Below are 18,962 nucleotides of genomic sequence, written 5' to 3' on the forward strand. Positions count from 1 at the left end.
CGGTATCACAGCGATTCCAGAAACTTCACCAGCGCGGCGCGTTCCTTCGCGCTCATCTGCAGCACCTTGTCTTTGCTGGCTTTGGCTTCGCCGTCGTGCCACAGCACCGCTTCAAGCACACCGCGCGCACGGCCGTCGTGCAGCAGCCGGTTGTGGCCGTTCACGTCGGGCACCAGGCCTATGCCCCACAGCGGCGGCGTGCGCCACTGGCGGCCATTGGCCAGAAAGTCGGGCCGGCCGTCGGCCAGGCCTTCGCCCATGTCGTGCAGCAGCAAATCGGTGTACGGCCAGATGGTCTGGCCCTGCACGGCCTTGCTGCCCAGGCGCGGGAAGGGGCTTTCGCCGGTGACATAGCTGGGCCGGTGGCAGGCGGCGCACTGCGCCTGCGCAAACAGCTTTTGCCCCTGCAGCACCTGCGCGTCTTTCGGGTTGCGGCGTGCGGCGGGCGCCAGCGTCGTTTCATAAAACACCACGTCGCCGAATGTTTTTTCGTCGATCTCGGGCGCCTTGCCTTGCGCGCCGCGCGGCGCAGCCAGGCAGTCTTTTTGCGCAGCAGTGCAGGTCTCGGCCGGAAAGGTCGGCGAGGTGATGCCCATGTCGCCCAAAAATGCGCCGGCGGTCTGGTGCGCCAGCGTGGCGACGTTGGCCTTCCAGCCGAAGCGGCCCGTGCGCATCTGCTGCGAGGGTGCGTCCCACACCTGGTTGACGACACCGCGCACCGGCCCGCCCGTGGCCGCCTGCTCGCGCGCATTGCGCACAATTTCGGCGTCGGGAATCGCTTCAAGCAAACCCACGCCGGCCATCTGCGGCGCGATGCGCGGGCTCACCATCACGTCTTTGGCCATGGGGCCGTAGTTGAGCTTGCTGAAACCGTAGCGGGGCTTTTGCAACTGGTAGGGCGTGCCGTCGGCGAACTTGCCGCGCACCGTTTCGTAGCGCAGCGAGATCTGCCCCTCGGGCATCACACCCTGGATGGCGAAATTGGAAAACTGGTCGCCGTACACCGGGTCGGGCATGGGGCCGCCGTGGGCGTCCTTGCCCGGAATCGACAGGCGCAGCAAGAGGCCGACCGGCTGGTCGGACAGGCCGCGCTGGAAGTCCGGCGGCGCACCGCGGCCGTCCTGCACATGGCAGCCGCCGCAGGAGCGCGCGATGAAGTGCGGGCCCAGGCCGTCGCGCGCCGTGGTGGAGGCCGGCGCCTGCACCCAGTTGCGCTTGAAAAAAGAATTGCCGATGACAAAGCGCGTGCGCTCCTCATCGGGCAAATTGGCAAAGGGAAATGAAAACGCGTTCTGGCCGGTGGCAAACACGGTGGTTTCGCCACCGGTTTTCTCGTCGTCAGGCGCGGCGCCGGCTTGCGCGGCTGTGCCTGCGGCCACCCAGAAAGCCAGGCCCGCGACGCCCGTGCAGGCCAGCGCCAGCCGCAGGGAGCGCTTAAGCAATTTGGGCGAAGCAGCGCGCGACACTTACGGTTTGACCAGCGTCAGCTTGGTGATGCCGGCGGCGTTGGCCGATTCGACCAGGTCCTTGCTTTGCTGCACCAGGCTGTCGATGGTTTTTTGCACGCGCAGGCGGCCGGGCGCATCCTTGGCGCCGGTGATCTCGCGGTCAAACGGCGCCTGGATGCCTTCGGCGGCAGCGACGGAGGCAGCGATCTGTTTGCTGGTGCGCTCGGCCAGGGCCGGGTTCTTTTCCGCCACCAGGTCGCGCAGCGACGGGCCGGCCAGCGTGGTGCCGTCGGCGCGTTTGTACTGGCCCAGCCAGGCGTTCTGGATGCCCTTGGCGTTGTTCACCACGTCGCGGTGCGTGTTGTCCGAAAAGCACGAGTGCTCATCTTCCTGGTCCTGGCTGGCCAGGGCCACTTCAAGGCGCTCACCGGCGAGTTCACCGCGCGAGAGCGAGCCCAGGCCGCCAAAGATCTTGCGCACCGACTCCAGGCCGCCGCGCTCGAACTTCGCGCGGTAAGACTTGCCGGTCGGCGCCCAGGCTTTGGTCAGGGTGGTCAGGTCGTCCACCAGCAGCTCGGTCACGACCTTGAGGTATTGGCGGCGGCGGTCGGCGTTGGGCTTCTTGCCGTCGACAAAATCTTCAAACGAACGGTTGCCCGGGCCGGTGGTGCTCAGGTCCTGGCCCCACAGCAGAAATTCAATCGCGTGCCAGCCGGTGGCGATGTTTTCTTCGCCGTTGCGCTCGTTCAGGCTGGCCAGCTGCTTCTTGCTGATGGTGACCTTGCGGTTGTTGATGATGCCGGCATTGGGCGAGTCTTTCACGTAGTCGACGTAAGACTCGTCCATGGGCCAGGCGTTGATGCGGCCTTCTGGGCCGTTTTTGTCGTCGATCGGGCCGCCATAAAAACGGAAGGCTTCGGTCTGGCCGTAGTACTCGCGCGCGTCCAGCCAGGCCTTGCGGGCGGCCTTGAGCGCTTCGTCGGACGGCGCATCAATCAGCGCCTGCACGGCTTTTTGCAGGGTGAGCGTGCTGGCCAGCGTGTCGTCGTAATTCGCCTGTACCAGATGGGCGTAATGTTTGGCCACGCTGGCAGGCGTGGTGCCGGCCTGTGCCGTTGCCTTCGCGCCGGGCGCTGCCGCTGCGGGCTGGGCCATGGCGGGTGCTGCCAGCAGGGCCAGCGTGGCGGCGAGGAAGACGGGTTTCAGCACGGGTTTCATTGACAACTCCTGGGTACTTGTTAATCGGCCAAACGGGATCGAAACCGCGATTATACAAATGCGAATAGTTATCAATAACATCGATGCCTTCAGGGTGGCAGCCAGTGCGGGCAATCCGCCCACGGCGGCCCCGTTACAGGGTTATTTCCGCCGGCCGGCCTTGCGCGCCTCGTAGCGCTTCATCAGCGGCGTGACCGAGATGCCGTGCGCCACCACCGACGCCACCACCACCGCCAGCGTGATGGAAAGCAGTTGCTGCGCCAGTGCGCGCTCAATGTGGTGGTTGATCGCGTAAAGCAGGTAATAGAGCGAGCCGATGCCGCGAATGCCGAACCAGCTCATCAGGTTGCGCTGCGCGCCGCTGACCGGCGTGCCCAGCAGGCCGATATACACCGCCACCGGCCGGATCACCAGGAACAGCACAGGGATGAACCACAGCACCTCGGTGCGAAACCGCGTGGTGGCCACCAGCACCCCGACGGCCAGCACGATGGCGACCTCGACAAAACTTTCGAGCTGGCTGTTAAAGCGCTGCACCGCCCGCATCATGTGCGCGGGCGCTTCCGCGCCTGAGGCTTCCTGGTCCGCGGGGCTCAGCGTTTCTTCGGGGCTGGCCGGCGCCTGGGGTGCCGGGCGTGACTGCGGCTCGTCAATGCGCCGCAGCGCCAGCCCTGCGGCAAACACCGCAAGGAATCCGTAGGTGTGAAAGAGCAATGCCACGCCGTAGGTCAGCCCGATCAGCCCCAGCGCGATGAACTCGTCTGAGCCCAGCGCCTCGCGGTGCCGCATGCGCAGGTAAAGGATGGCGCGGCCCACCAGCGTGCCCAGCAGCCAGCCCAGCGCCAGGCCGCCGGCCACGGCCCACAGCACATCGACCGCCCACCAGCGCCAGCCGCCTTCGCCCAGCTTGTGCAAGCCCAAAAGGCCCAGGCCCAGCATCACAAACGGAAACGCCGTGCCGTCGTTGAGCCCGCCTTCGCCGGTCAGGCCAAAGCGCAGCCGGTCGCGGTCGCCCGGGTTGGCCACCTGCACGTCCGAGGCCAGCACTGGGTCGGTCGGCGCGAGGATGGCGCCCAGCAGCACGGCGGCGCCCAGCGGCAAATTCAGCACATACACACCCAGCGCGGTCACGGCCCCCACCGTCAGCACCATCGAGACCGTGGCCAGCTGCACCGGGATGCGCCAGCGGCCGTCCTTCCATCGAAATTCGAGTTTCATGCCGGCGGTGAAGAGCGAGATCAGCACGGCGACTTCGGTCAGGCGCTCCAGCAGCACGGCGTTTTTGAAGGCGTCGAGCTTCACCAGCCCCAGGCCGACGGGGCTGATCGCCACGCCCACGCCGAGGTAGAGCATGGCCGAGCTCAGCGGCAGGCGCGCGATGAAAGAGCCGCCCAGCGTCATGGCGATCAGCAGCGCGCCCGCGACGATACAGGCCAGCGTGAAGGTGGTGGGCTCGGGAAAAGTCATCGCCACAGCCTACGGCAAGCGGCGGCGTCCGGGTATCAGCCGGCGCGCCGTCTGTGCGGCGGCGGCGCAGGCGTTGAATCGGCGAGGATTTTTAGTAAAAAGAGCCTCTAGCCCAATTGCAGCATTGGTTTATAGCTATCAAAAATATAGCAAAGCAGTGGCGGCGGCGCTGCGGTTACCAGTCCACCAGGCTCAGGCCGATGCTCAGCACATTGCGCTTTCGGTTGTAGTCCACCAGGCTGTCGCCGTAGCCGCTGAAGAGCTGCACGTGGTAGCGCAGGCCGGTGTAGTTGGGCGACGAGGCGGGCGCCATCATCCAGTCAAAGCGGGCCGAGCCGCGCGCTTCCTTGCGCAGCGAATGCCGCAGCGTCACGCCCACCGTGTTGGCCTTGTTGATCTGCCAGCTGCCCGAGACCTCGGCGCGGCCGATGTAGTTCTCGATGCCGGGGTTGTCGTCGTTGCCCGAAGACTCCTTGAGCCGGTCCCAGATACGGCCCTGCAGGATCAGCCCCGAGTCCTGGCCCAGCGTTTTCTCCGCCGCGCCCATCAGGTAAACGCGGTTCCAGCTGCGCGACAGCGGCAGCGACTGCCCGTTGGACTGGTGCACCAGCCCCAGGCCCGAGAGCCGGTAGTTCCAGCCGCCGGCCAGCGGGATCTGGTGCGGGTAGATGTAAATCACTTCCGGCTCGTGGTCGGTTGTGCGAAACGGCCGCGAGATGCTGCCGTTAAAAAGCTGCCAGTAACTTTGCTGCGTGTAGCCGAACCACACCGAGTCGTGGTCGTCTTCATCGTTGTCACCGCTTTTCAGCAAGCCCTTGGCCACCTTGGTACGCACCGACAGCTGGATCTTGTTTTCGGTGCGCATATAGGGCTGCGCCGTCAGCGCGGTGTGGCCCAGCGCGGGTGACGACGGCTGCATGTTCACGCTGTCAGACGTAGAGACGGCCAGCGTGATCGGCCGGTAGCCGCGCAGCGAGAAGGTGTCGCAATCGGTGCCGCGCTGCAGCTCCCAGAAGCGCGAGAGCTCGGAGTATTGGGTGTTCTTGCAACCGATCGGTTTGCCGTCGGGCGCCTCGGTGTTCAGCGACGGCAGCAGCAGCACCGGCGTGGCGGGCTGGCCGGTGGCCGGGTTGGCCGGGGCCATGGTCAGGCTGGGGGAGGGTGTGTTGGCCGGTGCCTGCGAGTCCGCCCACTGCTGGAAGCAGCTCAGCTGCGCGGCCGGGTCGCTTTTCATGGCCTGGCAGGTTTGCCAGCCGAGGGGCGACGTGCGGGGCGACGCGGTTTGCGCGTGCGCCGGGGCTGCTGCAAAAAATGCCAGCAACGCCAGAGGTGCCAAAGGCGCCAAAGGTGCCAGCAGGCTGTCCCCCAGCGGGCGCGCGGCAGATGGGAAGGGTTTCTGTATCAGTCGCATGGTGAGTGGTTTGATGTGCGGATTCAGGAGATCAAGGCAGCCGGGTCAGCGTGAAAGGAATGTCCGGCGCGTTGTCGGGCGCGCTGCTGCTGGTGTCTTTCCAGGTGCCCTGGAAGGCCTTGCCGCAGGAGCCCGCCACCATCTCGCCGTTCCAGGTGCCGGTGATGCTGACATTGTCGGAAGACTCGTCCAGCAGCAGCATGCCGCCTTCCAGGTCGCCGGCCAGTGCGGCCTTGGCGGCATGGGCCGCGATGGCTTTCGAGCCGGCGGCCGGCCCCAGGTCACGGCTCACCACGCCGGCCAGGCTTTCGGCGAATTCGGCGTGCCGCTCCAGCAGCATGGTGGCGCGCGCGGGCAGCCCGCCCGGCGGGTTGGTGAATTGCACTGCCCACAGGCCGTGCAACTGCTCGGCCTTCATGTCGGCCGCGGCGGGGCATGCGCTGCCCACCGTGTTTTGTGAAGCATTTTGGGCTGCAGCCGAGGTGGATAGTGCGCAGGCAGCTATCAAAATGAGAGCGGGGCGGAAAAGATTCGAAATCATGGACAGGTCAGGGGGACGACCGGCAAGGCCGTCCGGAATAAAACTGCAGGAAGCCGCGAAGCCGGCAATGCAGCCATGCGTGCGGCGATAAAAGTGAAACGGGTAGAACAGGTAGAGGCGCAACAAGGTGCAGGTTTTAAGCAACACGCATGCCGCAAGGCTTGCGAACTATCTCACGAATACATCTTGTATCAGGCGCGACACAGGTAAAACCCATGAGTTGCAAACGTTTGTAATCATCGACACTGAAGTGGTTTTCCCGGTTTCCCCATGGGGGATTCCAGTTTCCAACCCATTATCGACAGAGGTAGTTTTGATGAGGATTTTTAAACGTGTAGGTGCTTTGGCGCTGGCCTTGACAGCTTTGATGGCCGGCCAGGCCTGGGCCCAGACCCCCCTGGTGTTTGCCGTGAATGAAGGCGTGACCTACCGCGTCAACCCCGGCGCCACCGTGGAGCGTTTCCGCGAGCTGTCCGAAGACCTGGGCAAGCTGCTCAAGCGCCCGGTCAAGGTACAGGCCGTCACGGATTACAAAGAGCTCGCCGCCGGCCTGGCCGAGCAGCGCTACGACCTCGCCTGGGTGCACCCCGCGCACCACTCGATTCGCGCGCTGTCCAAAAATGGCTACCACCTCGTTGCGGTGACCAAGGGCTTCACCGAATACAGCGCCTCCTTCATGGTGCGCAGCGACTCCCCGCTCAAGTCCATCAACGACCTGAAAGGCCTCAAGGTCGGCGCGCCCAGCGAAGACTCCATCACCTCCGTGATCATGCGCGCTACCCTGCGCGACGCGCTGGGCCCCCAGCTCCCCGAAACCGTTTACGTCAAACTGCAGGATGCCGTGCCCTTCATGGTGGAAAACAACATGGTCGCCTCCGGCGTCACCGCCTCACGCGCCGTCGTCAAGGAATGGCAAGCCAAAGGCGGCAAGGTGCTGGCCACCAGCAAGCCCGTACCCATCAAGCACCTGATCGCCAGCAGCAAAGTGACTGAGGCCGAGCGCGCCCAGCTCACCGCCTACTTTGTGGGCCTGGACCAATCCGCCGACGGCAAGAAACGGCTGGAGTCAATGACCGTGCAGGGCTTTGCGCCGTATGACCAGGCCAAGCTGCTTGAGCTGGGTAAATGGCTGGGGGTTTGATTCCGCAACGCTAGCGGCTCTCTGAAGCCGCCGCAGCCGCAGCAATCCCATCCGCTGACTTCTTCGCAAACTCCGCGCGCAAGGCCTTGAGCTTTTCGCGCGGGTCTTCTTTCACGGTGGCTTTGTCCAGGGCCATCTCGGCGATGAAGCGGCTGGGTGCGCCGGGGATCATGTCGCGGCCTTTTTTGCGTTTGCGCAGCCAGTTCACGGCGAGCGTGCGCTGCGCGCGGGTGATGCCCACGTACATCAGGCGGCGTTCTTCCTGCAGGCGCAATGCAATGCTGTCGGTGTTGACGCCGTCATCGTCTTCCAGCTTGAAGGGCAGCAGGCCCTCGTTCACGCCGGCCAGCACCACATGCGGCCACTCCAGGCCTTTGGCGGCGTGCAGGGTTGAAAGGGTGACCACGTTCTGGTCGCCTTCACGTTCGCTGATGGTGGAGAGCAGCGCAATCGTCTGCACCACTTCCAGCATGGTTTTGGTTTCGGCGGCCACCACGGCGCCTGACGTGTCGTCAATCTGCCCGCCGCAGCGCTGCGCCACCCAGTCGCAAAAATCCATCACGTTGGTCCAGCGTGCGGCGGCCAGCTTTTCGCTGTCTTCGCCGTCGTACAGGTGTTTTTCGTAATCGATTTCCTTGAGCCAGTCGTTCAGGAAAACGCGTGCGTCTTCTGCGCCCACGGTGCGCTTGGCGCGGTATTCCAGGTCGTTCAGGTAGCGGCCAAACTCATGCAGTGAGCCCACCGCCTTGGCCGGCAGCACCGAGCCCAGCGAGTTGCTGAAGAGCGCTTCAAACAGGCTTTGCTTGGACTGGCTGGCAAAGTTGCCCAGCGCGCCCAGCGTCGTGTGGCCGATGCCGCGCTTGGGCGTGGTGACCGCGCGCATAAACGCCGGGTCGTCGTTGTTGTTGACCAGCAGCCGCATCCAGCAGCACAGGTCCTTGATCTCGGCACGGTCAAAAAAACTTTGCCCGCCCGAGACCTTGTAGGGAATGTTGGCCTTGCGAAAGGCTTTCTCAAAAGGCTTGGCCAGGTGGTTGGCGCGGTAGAGCACGCAAAAGTCTTTCCACTCCTTGAACTGCCCGCCCTCGGCCTGCAGGCTGCCTTCGGCGCGCAGGCTCTGGATGCGGGCTACCACGCGCTCGGCCTCGTGCTCTTCGCTGTCGCAGTCGATCACGCGCACCGGCTCGCCTTCGCCCAATTCGCTGAACAGCGTCTTCGGAAACAGCTTGGGGTTGGGGCCGATCACGTTGTTGGCCGCGCGCAGGATGGCGCTGGTGGAGCGGTAGTTCTGCTCGAGCTTCACCACCTTGAGGTTGGGGTAGTCCTGCGGCAGCTTCTTCAGGTTGTCCAGCGTGGCGCCGCGCCAGCCGTAGATGGACTGGTCGTCGTCGCCCACGGCAGTAAAGCGCCCGCGCGGGCCCACCAGCAGCTTGAGCATTTCGTACTGCGTGGCATTGGTGTCCTGGTACTCGTCGACCAGCACGTGGCCCAAAGAGTCCTGCCACTTCGTGCGTACGGCCTCGTGTTCGCGCAGCAGCTTGAGCGGCAGGCCCACCAGGTCGTCGAAGTCCACGCTCTGGTAGGCCGTCAGGCGCTCTTCATAGTGCGCCATCACGCGGGCGATGGTGCGCTCTTCATCGCCGTTGGCTTGGGCCATGGCCTCGGCTGCGTTCAGGCCCATGTTTTTCCACAGGCTGATGGTCCATTGCCACTGCCGTGCGGTGGCCGCATCGGTGCTGCCGCCGGCGTCCTTGATGATGCTGGTCACGTCGTCGCTGTCGAGGATGGAAAACTGCGGCTTCAGGCCCAGCGCCGCGCCGTCCTGGCGCAGCATGCGCACGCCCAGCGCATGGAAGGTGCAGACCAGCACGCCTTTGGCGGGTTTGCCGATCAGGGCTTTGGCCCGTTCGCGCATTTCGGCGGCGGCCTTGTTGGTGAAGGTGATCGCGGCGATCTGCTCGGGCTTGAGGCCCGACTGGATCAGCCGGCCTATCTTGTGCGTGATCACCCGCGTCTTGCCCGAGCCGGCGCCGGCCAGCACCAGGCAGGGGCCATGCAGGTAGTTGACGGCTTCTTGCTGGGCGAGGTTCAGGCCGGAGGCGATGGGGGACGCAGGAGAAGGTGACGACATGCAGGCAGACGGGTGGGGCCGGGGGAGGAAGTCCAGACGGAAGACAAAGAAGCAGCGGGAATCATAGCCAGTCAGCGCCGGTCAGCCCATCCCGTTGTTTGCCGGTGACAATATGCTTTGTGTTAAGCATTCTCCTCATCACCTTTCCATTTTTTGCCCTGGTTTTGTGCGGTTACGTGGCGGCGCGCCGCGCGATGCTGCCGCAGGCCGCCATCCCTGGCCTCAATACCTTTGTGCTGTATTTCGCGCTGCCCTGCATGCTGTACCGCTTTGGCGCGGGCACACCGATTGCGCAGCTGCTGGACGCCAGCCTGGTGGCCGTCTATTTGGTGTGCGCGCTGCTGATGGTGGCGTTTACCGTGATGCTTACGCGCAAGGGCCGCATTGCCTGGAACGACGCGTCTTTCGGCGCGCTGGTGGCGGCCTTTCCCAACACCGGCTTTATGGGCGTGCCTCTTTTGGTGGCGCTGCTGGGCGCGCAGGCCGCCGGCCCGGCCATCGTCACCATCTTGGTCGATTTGCTGGTGACGAGTTCGCTGTGCATCGCGCTGTCGCGGCTGGACTCGGCCGATATCCATGGCGCCGAGGTTGCCGCGCAGAAAGCGCTGAAAGGCGTGGCGCTCAATCCCATGCCTTGGGCCATTGTGCTGGGCGCGCTGTCGTCCGGCTTTGGCGTGGCGTTGCCCGGGCCGGTGATGCAAACGGTGGGGCTGTTGGCCGACGCGGCCTCGCCGGTGGCGCTGTTCACCATTGGCGCGGTGCTGGCGCGCTCTCAAATGAATAGCACGGCAGCCACGCCCCTCAAGGAGTACGTGCCGGTTGCGCTCATCAAACTGGTGCTGCACCCGGTGCTGGTGGGCTTGGTCGGGCTGGGCGCCATTGCCGTGGGTGTACCGCTGCAGCCGTTTGCGCTCACGGTGATCGTGCTGGTGGCAGCGCTGCCCAGCGCCAGCAATGTGGCGTTGCTGGCCGAGCGCTTTGGCGCCGACAACGGGCGCATCGCCCGCATCATCCTGCTGTCGACGGTGCTGGCCTTCTTCAGCTTCTCGGCAGCGGTGGCCCTGCTGACCTGAGCCGGCTGCGGCGGTGGGGCCTTTCCGGCCGCTGTTACAAAAAACCTGAAAAAAGACGGCCCCGCGCTGTCGATTTCGCCCAACCCATTCGTCGTACCGGTAAGAGCAGGATGTTTCTGCCCGGGATGTCCGGGCTCTCCGCTCCCAACTTCAAGGGGTCCGAAATGAAATTCATGGTTCTGATCAAAGCCGACAAACACAGCGAAGCCGGTGAAATGCCCAGCGAAAAGCTGCTGGCCGACATGGGCAAGTTCAACGAGTCACTGGTCAAGGCCGGCGTGATGCTGGCGGGCGAGGGGCTGCACCCCAGCGCCAAGGGCGCGCGCGTCAGGTTCTCGGGCGGCAAGCGCAGCGTGATCGACGGGCCGTTTCCTGAAACCAAGGAGCTGGTGGCCGGGTTCTGGATACTGCAGGTCTCCTCAAAAGAAGAAGCGATTGAATGGGTCAAGCGCTGCCCCTTGCCGCCAGAGAGCGAAGCCGAAATCGAAATCCGCCAGGTGTTTTCGGCCGAAGACTTCGGCGCCGAGTTCACGCCCGAGCTCCGCGAAGCCGAAGAGCGGCTGCGCCGGCAGGTCGAGGCGCAGACCGGCGCGCGGAGCTGAAGCCCTCGGGCCCGCGTTTGAGGTAAAAACCGGGTTCCAAAGGAGACCCTACGCATGCAATACATGATCCTGCGCAAATCCGACGCAAGCACCGAGGCGGGCGAGCTGCCCAGCCCCGCGCTGCTGGCGGCCATGGGCGCCTACAACGAGGAACTGGCCAAAGCCGGCATGCTGCTGGGCGGCGAGGGCCTGCAGGCCAGCTCAAAGGGCGCACTGATCCGGTTTTCCGGCGGCAAGCCCACGGTGACCGACGGTCCCTTCACCGAGTCCAAAGAGCTGATCGCCGGCTTCACCATGATCGAGGCGGCTTCGCGGGAAGAAGTCCTTGAATGGCTCAAGCGCTGGCCGCAGGAAGATGCCAACGGCAACACCTCGCTGGAAATCCGTGAAGGCGGTTGCCCCGGCGGCCTGCGCGGTGTGGCCGGTGAGGGCGCACCGCCCCTGCCGGAGGGTTTCCGCCGCTTCATGATTTTGCTCAAGGCCAACGAAAGGGCCGAAGCTGGCATCGTGCCCGACAGCCAGTGGCTGGGGCGCATGGCGGAGCACAACGACGAAGCCGTCAAGGCCGGCGTGCTGTTGATGGGCGAAGGGCTCAAGCCCAGCGCCAGCGCGTCCCGCATGAAATTCACCCGGGGCAAACCCAGCGTGATGGACGGGCCGTTTGCCGAAGCCAAGGAGTTGCTGGCCGGTTTCTGGATCATCCAGGCGCGTTCGCTGCAGGCCGCGGTCGACTGGGCGCTGGCCTATCCCTTTCCGTTTCGCGATACGGAAGAGGTTGAGGTGGAAATCAGGCTGCTGTATGAAGCCGCCGATTTCGTTCCGGCCTGAGGTTCAGGGCTTCGGCCAAAAATAGTTGAAATTTTTTGGCTGGGCGTGTCGATTTTGCGTTTTCCGTTCGTCGTACCGGTAGAGCGGACGTTTTTTGAAGGCCGTAAAGGCCCGATAAATCCAGCGCTCGCCCATTTATCGAAGTGAACGAACACCAACTTAAGGGACTAAAACATGTTCAAGACCATCGCCATCGTTGTCGCCGTCGCCATCGTCGTTTTTATCGTGGCCGTGCTCATACTGGCCTCCAACAAGCCCGACACCTTCCGCGTGCAGCGCCAGACCACCATCCAGGCGCCACCCGAAAAAATCTTCCCGCTGATCAACGACTACAAGCAGTGGGCCGCCTGGTCGCCCTGGGAGAAGAAGGATGCCGCCATGAAGCGCAGCTACAGCGGCCCGGCCACCGGCAAGGGCTCGGCATACGCCTGGGAAAGCAAGGAAGTCGGCACCGGCGACATGTTGATCACCGAGTCCGTGCCGTCTTCCGTCATCAGGATTGACCTGAACTTCAGCAAGCCTTTTGAAGCGCACAACAAGGTGGTCTTCAGCATCCAGCCGCAGGCCGGCGGCAGTGTCGTGAGCTGGGATATGTCCGGCCCCGCGCCCCTGATGGCCAGGGTCATGCATGTGTTCTTCGATATGGACAAGATGGTAGGCAAGGATTTCGAGGCGGGCCTGGCCGGCCTGAAGACCGCTGCAGAAAAGTAAGCCCGGATCACCCATCCCGCACCACCCCACATTCAAGGAGTATTCAAATGCGATTCATGATGCTGATGATCCCCAAGGGCTACGAAACCGCCGCCGCGGGCACGATGCCGGATGCCGACGCCGTCGCCGCGATGATGAAGTACAACGAAGCGCTGCAAAAAGCCGGCGTGCTGGTCGCGCTGGACGGCCTGCACCCGCCTTCCATGGGCGCACGCGTGACTTTCCCGGGCGGCAAGGCCCATGTCAGCGACGGCCCCTTTGCCGAAGCCCGCGAAGTGCTGGGCGGCTACTGGATGATCAATGTGGCCTCACGTGCCGAGGCCATCGAGTGGGCCTCACGCTGCCCCGGTGGTGAAAACGAAATCATCGAAGTGCGCCAGGTGCAGGAGATGTCGGACTTTCCACCCGACGTGCAGGAGGCCGCCGCCGGCTTCACGGAGATGCAACAGGCGCCGAGCGGAAAAAACAAGGGCGCCTGAAGCCGCATGGCGTCCCATGAAACCCATCGCGCCATCGACGCCGTCTGGCGCATCGAATCGGCCAAGGTCATCGCCAAGGTTGCACGCATGGTGCAAGAGGTGGGCCTGGCCGAGGAGATCGCCCAGGACGCGCTGGTCACCGCGCTGGAGCGCTGGCCCAAGACCGGCGTGCCGGACAACCCGGGCGCCTGGCTTATGGCCGTGGCCAAGCGCCGCGCCATCGACCACCTGCGGCGGCGCAAGCTGCTCGCGCTCAAGCACGAAGAGCTGGGCCATGAACTCGAGCTGGAGCAGGAAATGGCTTTCGCCGATGTAGATGAGCCCGGCTCCGGCGAAGACGGCGCCGACGACTATGGCGATGATTTGCTACGCCTCATCTTCACCGCCTGCCACCCGGTGCTGTCGACCGAGGCGCGGATTGCCCTCACGCTGCGGCTGCTGGGCGGGCTGAGCACTGACGAAATCGCACGCGCCTTTCTGGTGCCCGAGCCCACGGTGGCCCAGCGCATCGTGCGCGCCAAACGTACGCTGGCCGAGGCGCGTGTGCCCTTTGAGGTGCCCGGCCCCGAAGAGCGCGGCGCGCGGCTGGCCTCGGTGCTGGAGGTCATTTATTTGATCTTCAATGAAGGCTACTCAGCCACCTCGGGCGGTGACTGGATGCGGCCCGCGCTGTGCGATGAAGCCTTGCGCCTGGGGCGCGTGCTGGCTGAGCTGGCGACGCAAGAGCCCGAAGTCCACGGCTTGGTCGCCCTTATGGAAATCCAGGCCTCACGCGCCAAGGCGCGCACCGGGCCGTCGGGCGAGCCTATCCTGCTGCTGGAGCAAAACCGCGCGCGCTGGGACCATATCCTGATCCGCCGCGGCTTTGCCGCACTGGCGCGCGCCGAGGCGCTGGGCGGTGCGCTGGGGCCGTATGCGCTGCAGGCCGCGATTGCCGCCTGCCATGCACGTGCGCCCACTGGCGCCGACACCGACTGGCAGCGCATCGCCGCGCTCTATGACGCACTGGCGCAGCTGATGCCCTCACCGGTGGTGGAGCTCAACCGTGCCGTCGCTCTGGCCATGGCTTTTGGCCCGGCAACGGGGCTGGAGGTGGCCGATGCATTGCTCGCCGAGCCGCTGATGAAAAACTACCACCTGCTGCCCAGCGTGCGCGCCGACTTTTTGTTCAAGCTCGGCCGGCTCGACGAAGCGCATGCCGAGTTCGAACGCGCCGCCTCGCTCACGCGCAACCTGCGCGAGCGCGAGTTGCTGCTGGCACGCGCAGCGGCTTGCATGCCCGATGGCGCACCGCGCCTTTCCTGAAGCAACTCAGGCTGCAGGCTTGCGCCCGCCCAGCATGCAGGCGATGGCGGCCAGTTGCAGCAGCACGGTCGCGCCGAAGTAAAGGCCGGTGCCCGCGCCCAGATGTGCCGGGCTCCCGCTGCCAGTCACCAGCAGCAGGGCAAACGTTGCCGGCGCCAGCGCCCACAGGCCCTGCGACATGGCCACGATCAGCGCGACCACACGCGGAACATCCTCCTTGACGAACTCCACCTGCGCCACCAGCGGCGGCAGCGAAGTCGCATTGCCGATGCCGACGCCAAACAACACCACGCCCAGCAGGATCAGCGCGGTCTGGTGTTCCGCCGCGCAGGCCAGCAGCAGCGAGCCTCCAATCTGCACCGCGTAGCTCACGCTGGCCACCACGCGTCGATCAGCGTCGGCAGGCATGAATTTACCGACCACTGTTCGGCCACCGATGGCGCAAGCCGTAGCCAGCGCCATCGCCAGGCCTGCACCCTGGGTGCCGAGCGCCGACACCAGCAGCGAATACAGGTGCGTGATCAAGCCGGCTTGAGCGAACAAACTCAGCGCCATCGCCGCCGCCAGCGTGCGAAAGCTGCGGTCACGCCACAGCAGGCGGCCCGGCAGCGGCTTGGCGTGGGCAGAGGTGATGGTGCGTGCCGGCATGCCCGGCGCGTCACCATCGGGCCGCTGGCCCATGCGCTCGGGCGTCTGCACGACCACATAAAAACAGAGGTAAGCCACGACAGCCAGCATGGCGCCACCCACCATCACCGTGGCGGCGGTAAAGCCTATCGCTGCGATCAGCGCGCCCCACAGCGGCGAGAAAATCACGCCGCCCAAACTGGCGCCGTTGTAAGCCTTGGCCAACGCCATGGGCCGCCCGCGCGCAAACCAGGGCGAGATGATGGCGTTGATGCCTGCCGCGCCCATGGTGACCCAGCCGCCGCCCGTCAGCACCGCCGCCAGAAACAGCTGCCAGGGCTGCGCGGCCAGGGCCCAGCCCAGCAAGCCGGCTGCCAGCGCCGCGCAACCTGCGGCGGTCGTGGCGGCCACACCCAGCCGGGCATGCAGGCGCGGCAGGCAGGCCACCACGCCCGCGCCAAAGAGGAAGTGAAATGTCACGGCGCTTGACACCAGCGGCAGCGCCCAGCCGGTGCGCGCGATCACCGCATGCAGAAAAATCGCCGGGCTGTAAAAGCCCACACCCCAGCCGAAGATGGCCAGCACAAAGGCGGCGCGTACCACGGTGGTTCCATAAAAGGCGCGGGGCGCCGGCGGCTGCAGGGTTGGGGTCATTGGCGACTCCATAGGGTTCTCCTTGTCGGGCGGCGTTGATGGCTACATGGCCTTCATGGTGCGGCGAACGCCCGCCTTGATGCTTCGTCATGGAGCGAAGCATGGACCGCGCGATGCTGCTAAGGTAGGCACTACAAGGCCTTAGAACCTGTTTACGATCTAAATGGGGCCGCGTTGGGGTGCAATCGGGATGAGTGGGCCGACAGGGCACGCCGCATGGGCTCATGCCCATGCAAGGGACCGGGTGGCTCAATCGCCCGACCGCCCAGCCGGCCGGCTGGGCGTCGTGCAGCTGCCCCAATGGGGATGCAAACGCGACCGCGTTTGCGTCACCCCAACCCGGAGGGCAAGCGCCTTCTCGGGCGGTCTGCGGCGTTGCGGCGCTAGCCCATAGCTGGGCTATGGGCAGCGCACCGCGCCTTGCATCCCATCCCGAGAAAGCACTTGCGCGGCCCCATTTAGATCGTAAACAGGTTCTTACCCATGATGAATACCAACCAGATCGCCCACATCGCTTCGCTGGTCGGCGAGCCGGCCCGCACCGCCATGCTGATGGAGCTGCTCGACGGCCGCTCGCTCACCGCGCATGAATTGGCCGGGGTCGGCAATGTGTCGCCCCAAACCGCCAGCCGACACCTGGCCTTGCTGGTCGAAGGCGGTCTGCTGTGTGTAGAACAGCACGGCCGCCACCGCTACCACCGCCTCGCTTCGGTGGAAGTGGCCCGTGTGCTCGAAGGCATCACACAACTCGCCTCACAAAACGCGCCCACGCCACGCCGCGCCGTGGTGCCCGGCCCCAAAGACGCCGCCATGCGCATGGCCCGCAGCTGCTACGACCACATCGCCGGCCGCTTGGGCGTGGCCATCGCCCACCATCTGCTGGAAGACGGCGCCATCACCTTTGATGGCGAAGCCGGCCACGTCACCCCCAAAGCCAATGCCGTGCTGGCACGCCTGGGCATCGAGCTGTCAACCTCGCCCACCAGCATCAACAGCAAGCGGCCTTACTGCCGCCCCTGCCTCGACTGGAGCGAGCGCCGCTTTCACGTCGCCGGGCAACTCGGCACGCTGATCTGCAACCACAGCCTGGAGCGCGGCTGGCTGTTGCGCCGCCAGGGCATGCGCGCGCTGGACATCACGCCCAAGGGTGTGGTGGCGCTGCGCGACTGGATGGGGCAGGAGGACTGGCGGCAGGTAACCGAAGGGGATGCCTTTCCTGCGCGCGCAGTGACAGCGTTACGCGCCGCCTGAGCCACTTCCAGCGCTTGCACGAACTGCGGCATCTATGGCTTGACGCTACAAATGCGTTACCGATGCCTGACTTTCTTGCCTCCTTCCGGTGATGGAATGCTCAAATCGCTACTTCAATCGCGAGGCGCTGAAATTCGCAACGCACCGTTGATTCAAGCACCGGATGGGCGCTAATTTTGTCCCAATCAGTTCGTGGCTTTTGTGCTGCTGGCGGATGACCAGATAGGAATTGGTGAGCTCAAAGGTTGAACTCTGGCGAGACGACGCAGAGCAGACGAGCCTTGGTGCCTGCTCTCGCGGATTCACTCGCAAGTTACGCCGCAGCAGTTTGCGGAATTCATTGCGTTAGAAAAGGGAAAAATGATGGAAGACGAAGTCAAGAAAAGAGCGAATTTGGCACTTGCTGCCATCAAGCAGGCTTTTGGGACAGAGGCCGATGAATATGGCGCTACTTTGTTTGTCAGTCACCACCTTGAGGAGATACCCCGGGACTATTGGAAAAAGCACCTTGGAGCTGATAAGCCTGAGCCGTCCGCAGTTCTTGGCTTGCTTGAGCTGAAGTCCAACTGGGGCGAAGGCGAGATCGAGAATTTCGATTTTTCGCTTCCGGATGATGTCACGCAGTACGTCATCTCTGTCAACTTTGACGAAGGTGGTGAGATTGCTGGAATCTCGATGGAAAGTTGATTGCAGTTAGCTCCAGACGATGTCAGAAAATAGCTTCCAGGCAACGCATCTTTCTTCGCGTCGCTACGGGAACTCAGTGATTGTTCCGCAGCATTCACCACGCTAAGCAGTTCAATCAGTTCATGACCAAACACACCATCGCCGCCGTCATGGTTCACGTAGGAAACGTCGCGGAGGCTTTCACCTGGTACGAGCGCGCATTTCCCGGGGCGGCTCACAAGCGCGTAGCCGGCCAGGATTTCGAGTACCTCAGTGTTGGCGCTGTCAGCCTTGAGCTTGTGCTGTCAGACGCCAAGGTTTCTTCGGGTGCTTCCGGTTCTGTTGTGTACTGGCAGGTTCCTGACATCGAGACCTCGCTGCGCCACTTCCAGTCCATCGGCGCCACCCTTTATCGCGGCCCTGTGCTGATTGAAGAGGGGCAGGCCATGTGCCAGGTGCGGGATCCGTGGGGAAATTGCATCGGCCTGCGAGGGCCTCCCGCCAAATGACGAGACCCTTGAACCAGCCGCCTGAGCCTTCCATCAAGAATCAGCCTATGAAGGCGGAGCAGTAATGAGCCCGGACCCGCACTATTCTTTCGAACACGGAATTGATCATTCAGGGCATGGAGGGATCGCTCCGATCCTGGCCATCGGTCACAAAGTCACAGCACAAGACTTTGTTGAGCGTGACCTTTCAGGAATTCGCGGCGTGAGCGTGTCTCAGCGAGGACTTGCGAAAACGGCAAAGTGGGACGACCTCAATCCGGGATTTCTTTTTGACCGCCTTCGCGGCATTGAATACTTGCGCGTCCTGTTTGATGACACGGTCAACCTGGACGCGCTTGGTCACCTGCCAGCTCTGCGCGAACTGGTGGTTGACTGCCCGAAAGTTCGCGGCTCTCTTCAAGGAGAAATGCGGCACTTGAGATCTGCGCATGTGCGCTGGCCCGATGCGTGCACGGCAGGTCTCAACGCGCCTCATATCGAAAAGCTGGTATTGCTTCGTCCTAAAAGCGAGGACTTGACGACTGTCGGCCATCTAACTTCGCTGGTCGAACTCGATGTGCACTACAGCTCTGCCTTGCATTCGCTGGATGGCATCGGGCATTTCCGCTCGCTGAAGCACCTTGGGATCCATGACTGCTCCAGGCTCGCCGAGATCAATATTGCCCAGGAATGGCCCGGTCCTGCGGAGTTGCTAATTGGCGGCTGCATCCGGTTCGCAAACGCGACCGGTGCACAGAACCTGAGAAATTTAAGGAAGTTGGCTATTTACCGGGGTGCGCGAGGACCGCATGAGGTGCAGTTGCCAAATGTCCTGAAAGACCGGGGTATTGAGCTAGACCTTCGTGGCGTCGCAAGCACCTGGATATGAACGCACTTCCAGCGAAGACCGGAGATCCTCTT

The 18,962-nt window shown here is 64.0% G+C and carries 18 protein-coding genes; 11 read left to right on the plus strand and 7 right to left on the minus strand.

The features are described 5' to 3' along the window. Window positions 1–5: 5 nt before the first annotated feature. From DT070_RS08710 to DT070_RS08730, 5 genes are all read right to left on the minus strand, one after another. Window positions 6–1,442 (minus strand): di-heme oxidoredictase family protein, encoded by a 1,437-nt coding sequence (locus DT070_RS08710; protein ID WP_228778539.1) that lies wholly within the window; start codon window positions 1,440–1,442, stop codon window positions 6–8. 24 nt (window positions 1,443–1,466) lie between these two features. After that, a complete protein-coding gene (locus DT070_RS08715; RefSeq protein ID WP_122955031.1) occupies window positions 1,467–2,666 on the minus strand; it encodes an imelysin family protein in 1,200 nt (399 codons plus the stop codon). A 141-nt stretch (window positions 2,667–2,807) separates the two neighbouring features. Then, complete coding sequence (locus DT070_RS08720) at window positions 2,808–4,133, minus strand: sodium:proton antiporter (RefSeq protein ID WP_122955032.1); 1,326 nt, start codon at window positions 4,131–4,133, stop codon at window positions 2,808–2,810. 175 nt (window positions 4,134–4,308) lie between these two features. Further along, a complete protein-coding gene (locus DT070_RS08725) occupies window positions 4,309–5,544 on the minus strand; it encodes a phospholipase A (protein WP_122955033.1) in 1,236 nt (411 codons plus the stop codon). A gap of 31 nt (window positions 5,545–5,575) precedes the next feature. Continuing rightward, window positions 5,576–6,211 carry a hypothetical protein gene (locus DT070_RS08730; protein ID WP_122955034.1) on the minus strand — a complete coding sequence of 212 codons (636 nt, stop codon included), beginning with the start codon at window positions 6,209–6,211 and terminating at the stop codon, window positions 5,576–5,578. A 190-nt stretch (window positions 6,212–6,401) separates the two neighbouring features. Here DT070_RS08730 and DT070_RS08735 point away from each other — a divergent pair, with 190 nt between their 5' ends. Next, window positions 6,402–7,226: a phosphate/phosphite/phosphonate ABC transporter substrate-binding protein gene (locus tag DT070_RS08735; protein WP_122955035.1), complete on the plus strand. Its 825-nt coding sequence runs from the start codon at window positions 6,402–6,404 to the stop codon at window positions 7,224–7,226. A gap of 10 nt (window positions 7,227–7,236) precedes the next feature. Here the strand turns inward: DT070_RS08735 and DT070_RS08740 are convergent, their stop codons facing one another. Then, window positions 7,237–9,357: an ATP-dependent helicase gene (locus DT070_RS08740; protein ID WP_122955036.1), complete on the minus strand. Its 2,121-nt coding sequence runs from the start codon at window positions 9,355–9,357 to the stop codon at window positions 7,237–7,239. Window positions 9,358–9,476: 119 nt separating this feature from the next. Between DT070_RS08740 and DT070_RS08745 the strand changes: the two genes are divergently transcribed. The 6 genes from DT070_RS08745 (at window position 9,477) to DT070_RS08775 (ending at window position 14,355) form a co-directional block, all read left to right on the plus strand. Continuing rightward, window positions 9,477–10,430, plus strand: a complete 954-nt coding sequence (locus DT070_RS08745) for an AEC family transporter (protein WP_122955037.1) — start codon at window positions 9,477–9,479, stop codon at window positions 10,428–10,430. 164 nt (window positions 10,431–10,594) lie between these two features. Then, window positions 10,595–11,032, plus strand: a complete 438-nt coding sequence (locus DT070_RS08750; protein WP_122955038.1) for a YciI family protein — start codon at window positions 10,595–10,597, stop codon at window positions 11,030–11,032. Window positions 11,033–11,086: 54 nt separating this feature from the next. Beyond that, window positions 11,087–11,860: a YciI family protein gene (locus DT070_RS21505; protein ID WP_206074059.1), complete on the plus strand. Its 774-nt coding sequence runs from the start codon at window positions 11,087–11,089 to the stop codon at window positions 11,858–11,860. Between the two features lie 174 nt (window positions 11,861–12,034). Next, complete coding sequence (locus DT070_RS08765; RefSeq protein WP_122955039.1) at window positions 12,035–12,571, plus strand: SRPBCC family protein; 537 nt, start codon at window positions 12,035–12,037, stop codon at window positions 12,569–12,571. 47 nt (window positions 12,572–12,618) lie between these two features. Further along, window positions 12,619–13,050: a YciI family protein gene (locus DT070_RS08770; protein WP_122955040.1), complete on the plus strand. Its 432-nt coding sequence runs from the start codon at window positions 12,619–12,621 to the stop codon at window positions 13,048–13,050. 6 nt (window positions 13,051–13,056) lie between these two features. After that, complete coding sequence (locus DT070_RS08775) at window positions 13,057–14,355, plus strand: RNA polymerase sigma factor (protein WP_122955041.1); 1,299 nt, start codon at window positions 13,057–13,059, stop codon at window positions 14,353–14,355. A 6-nt stretch (window positions 14,356–14,361) separates the two neighbouring features. On the opposite strand, the gene DT070_RS08780 is transcribed toward DT070_RS08775, so the two are convergent. Beyond that, on the minus strand, window positions 14,362–15,636 hold the full coding sequence (locus DT070_RS08780; protein WP_228778537.1) for an MFS transporter: 1,275 nt from the start codon (window positions 15,634–15,636) through the stop codon (window positions 14,362–14,364). Window positions 15,637–16,122: 486 nt separating this feature from the next. Here DT070_RS08780 and DT070_RS08785 point away from each other — a divergent pair, with 486 nt between their 5' ends. The 4 genes from DT070_RS08785 to DT070_RS08800 all read left to right on the plus strand — a co-directional run bounded on the left by DT070_RS08785 (window position 16,123) and on the right by DT070_RS08800 (window position 18,930). Beyond that, complete coding sequence (locus tag DT070_RS08785) at window positions 16,123–16,887, plus strand: helix-turn-helix transcriptional regulator (protein ID WP_122957330.1); 765 nt, start codon at window positions 16,123–16,125, stop codon at window positions 16,885–16,887. A 363-nt stretch (window positions 16,888–17,250) separates the two neighbouring features. After that, window positions 17,251–17,574 (plus strand): DUF2004 domain-containing protein, encoded by a 324-nt coding sequence (locus DT070_RS08790; RefSeq protein ID WP_122957331.1) that lies wholly within the window; start codon window positions 17,251–17,253, stop codon window positions 17,572–17,574. 80 nt (window positions 17,575–17,654) lie between these two features. Next, window positions 17,655–18,062 carry a VOC family protein gene (locus tag DT070_RS08795; RefSeq protein ID WP_228778535.1) on the plus strand — a complete coding sequence of 136 codons (408 nt, stop codon included), beginning with the start codon at window positions 17,655–17,657 and terminating at the stop codon, window positions 18,060–18,062. A 64-nt stretch (window positions 18,063–18,126) separates the two neighbouring features. Beyond that, the gene (locus DT070_RS08800; protein ID WP_122955043.1) at window positions 18,127–18,930 is read left to right on the plus strand and encodes a hypothetical protein; all 804 of its coding nucleotides are present in this window, start codon (window positions 18,127–18,129) and stop codon (window positions 18,928–18,930) included. The last annotated feature ends 32 nt before the right edge of the window (window positions 18,931–18,962 follow it).

The sequence above is a fragment of the Polaromonas sp. SP1 genome (assembly GCF_003711205.1).
In the GTDB taxonomy this organism is placed as follows: Bacteria; Pseudomonadota; Gammaproteobacteria; order Burkholderiales; family Burkholderiaceae_C; genus Polaromonas.

Coding starts and splice junctions, on each gene's coding strand:
- DT070_RS08715 (WP_122955031.1), bottom strand. CDS start 2,666: ATGAAACCCGTGCTGAAACCCGTCTTCCTCGCCGCCACGCTGGCCCTG.
- DT070_RS08720 (WP_122955032.1), bottom strand. CDS start 4,133: ATGACTTTTCCCGAGCCCACCACCTTCACGCTGGCCTGTATCGTCGCG.
- DT070_RS08725 (WP_122955033.1), bottom strand. CDS start 5,544: ATGCGACTGATACAGAAACCCTTCCCATCTGCCGCGCGCCCGCTGGGG.
- DT070_RS08735 (WP_122955035.1), top strand. CDS start 6,402: ATGAGGATTTTTAAACGTGTAGGTGCTTTGGCGCTGGCCTTGACAGCT.
- DT070_RS08740 (WP_122955036.1), bottom strand. CDS start 9,357: ATGTCGTCACCTTCTCCTGCGTCCCCCATCGCCTCCGGCCTGAACCTC.
- DT070_RS08750 (WP_122955038.1), top strand. CDS start 10,595: ATGAAATTCATGGTTCTGATCAAAGCCGACAAACACAGCGAAGCCGGT.
- DT070_RS21505 (WP_206074059.1), top strand. CDS start 11,087: ATGCAATACATGATCCTGCGCAAATCCGACGCAAGCACCGAGGCGGGC.
- DT070_RS08765 (WP_122955039.1), top strand. CDS start 12,035: ATGTTCAAGACCATCGCCATCGTTGTCGCCGTCGCCATCGTCGTTTTT.
- DT070_RS08770 (WP_122955040.1), top strand. CDS start 12,619: ATGCGATTCATGATGCTGATGATCCCCAAGGGCTACGAAACCGCCGCC.
- DT070_RS08775 (WP_122955041.1), top strand. CDS start 13,057: ATGGCGTCCCATGAAACCCATCGCGCCATCGACGCCGTCTGGCGCATC.
- DT070_RS08780 (WP_228778537.1), bottom strand. CDS start 15,636: ATGACCCCAACCCTGCAGCCGCCGGCGCCCCGCGCCTTTTATGGAACC.
- DT070_RS08785 (WP_122957330.1), top strand. CDS start 16,123: ATGAATACCAACCAGATCGCCCACATCGCTTCGCTGGTCGGCGAGCCG.
- DT070_RS08790 (WP_122957331.1), top strand. CDS start 17,251: ATGGAAGACGAAGTCAAGAAAAGAGCGAATTTGGCACTTGCTGCCATC.
- DT070_RS08800 (WP_122955043.1), top strand. CDS start 18,127: ATGAGCCCGGACCCGCACTATTCTTTCGAACACGGAATTGATCATTCA.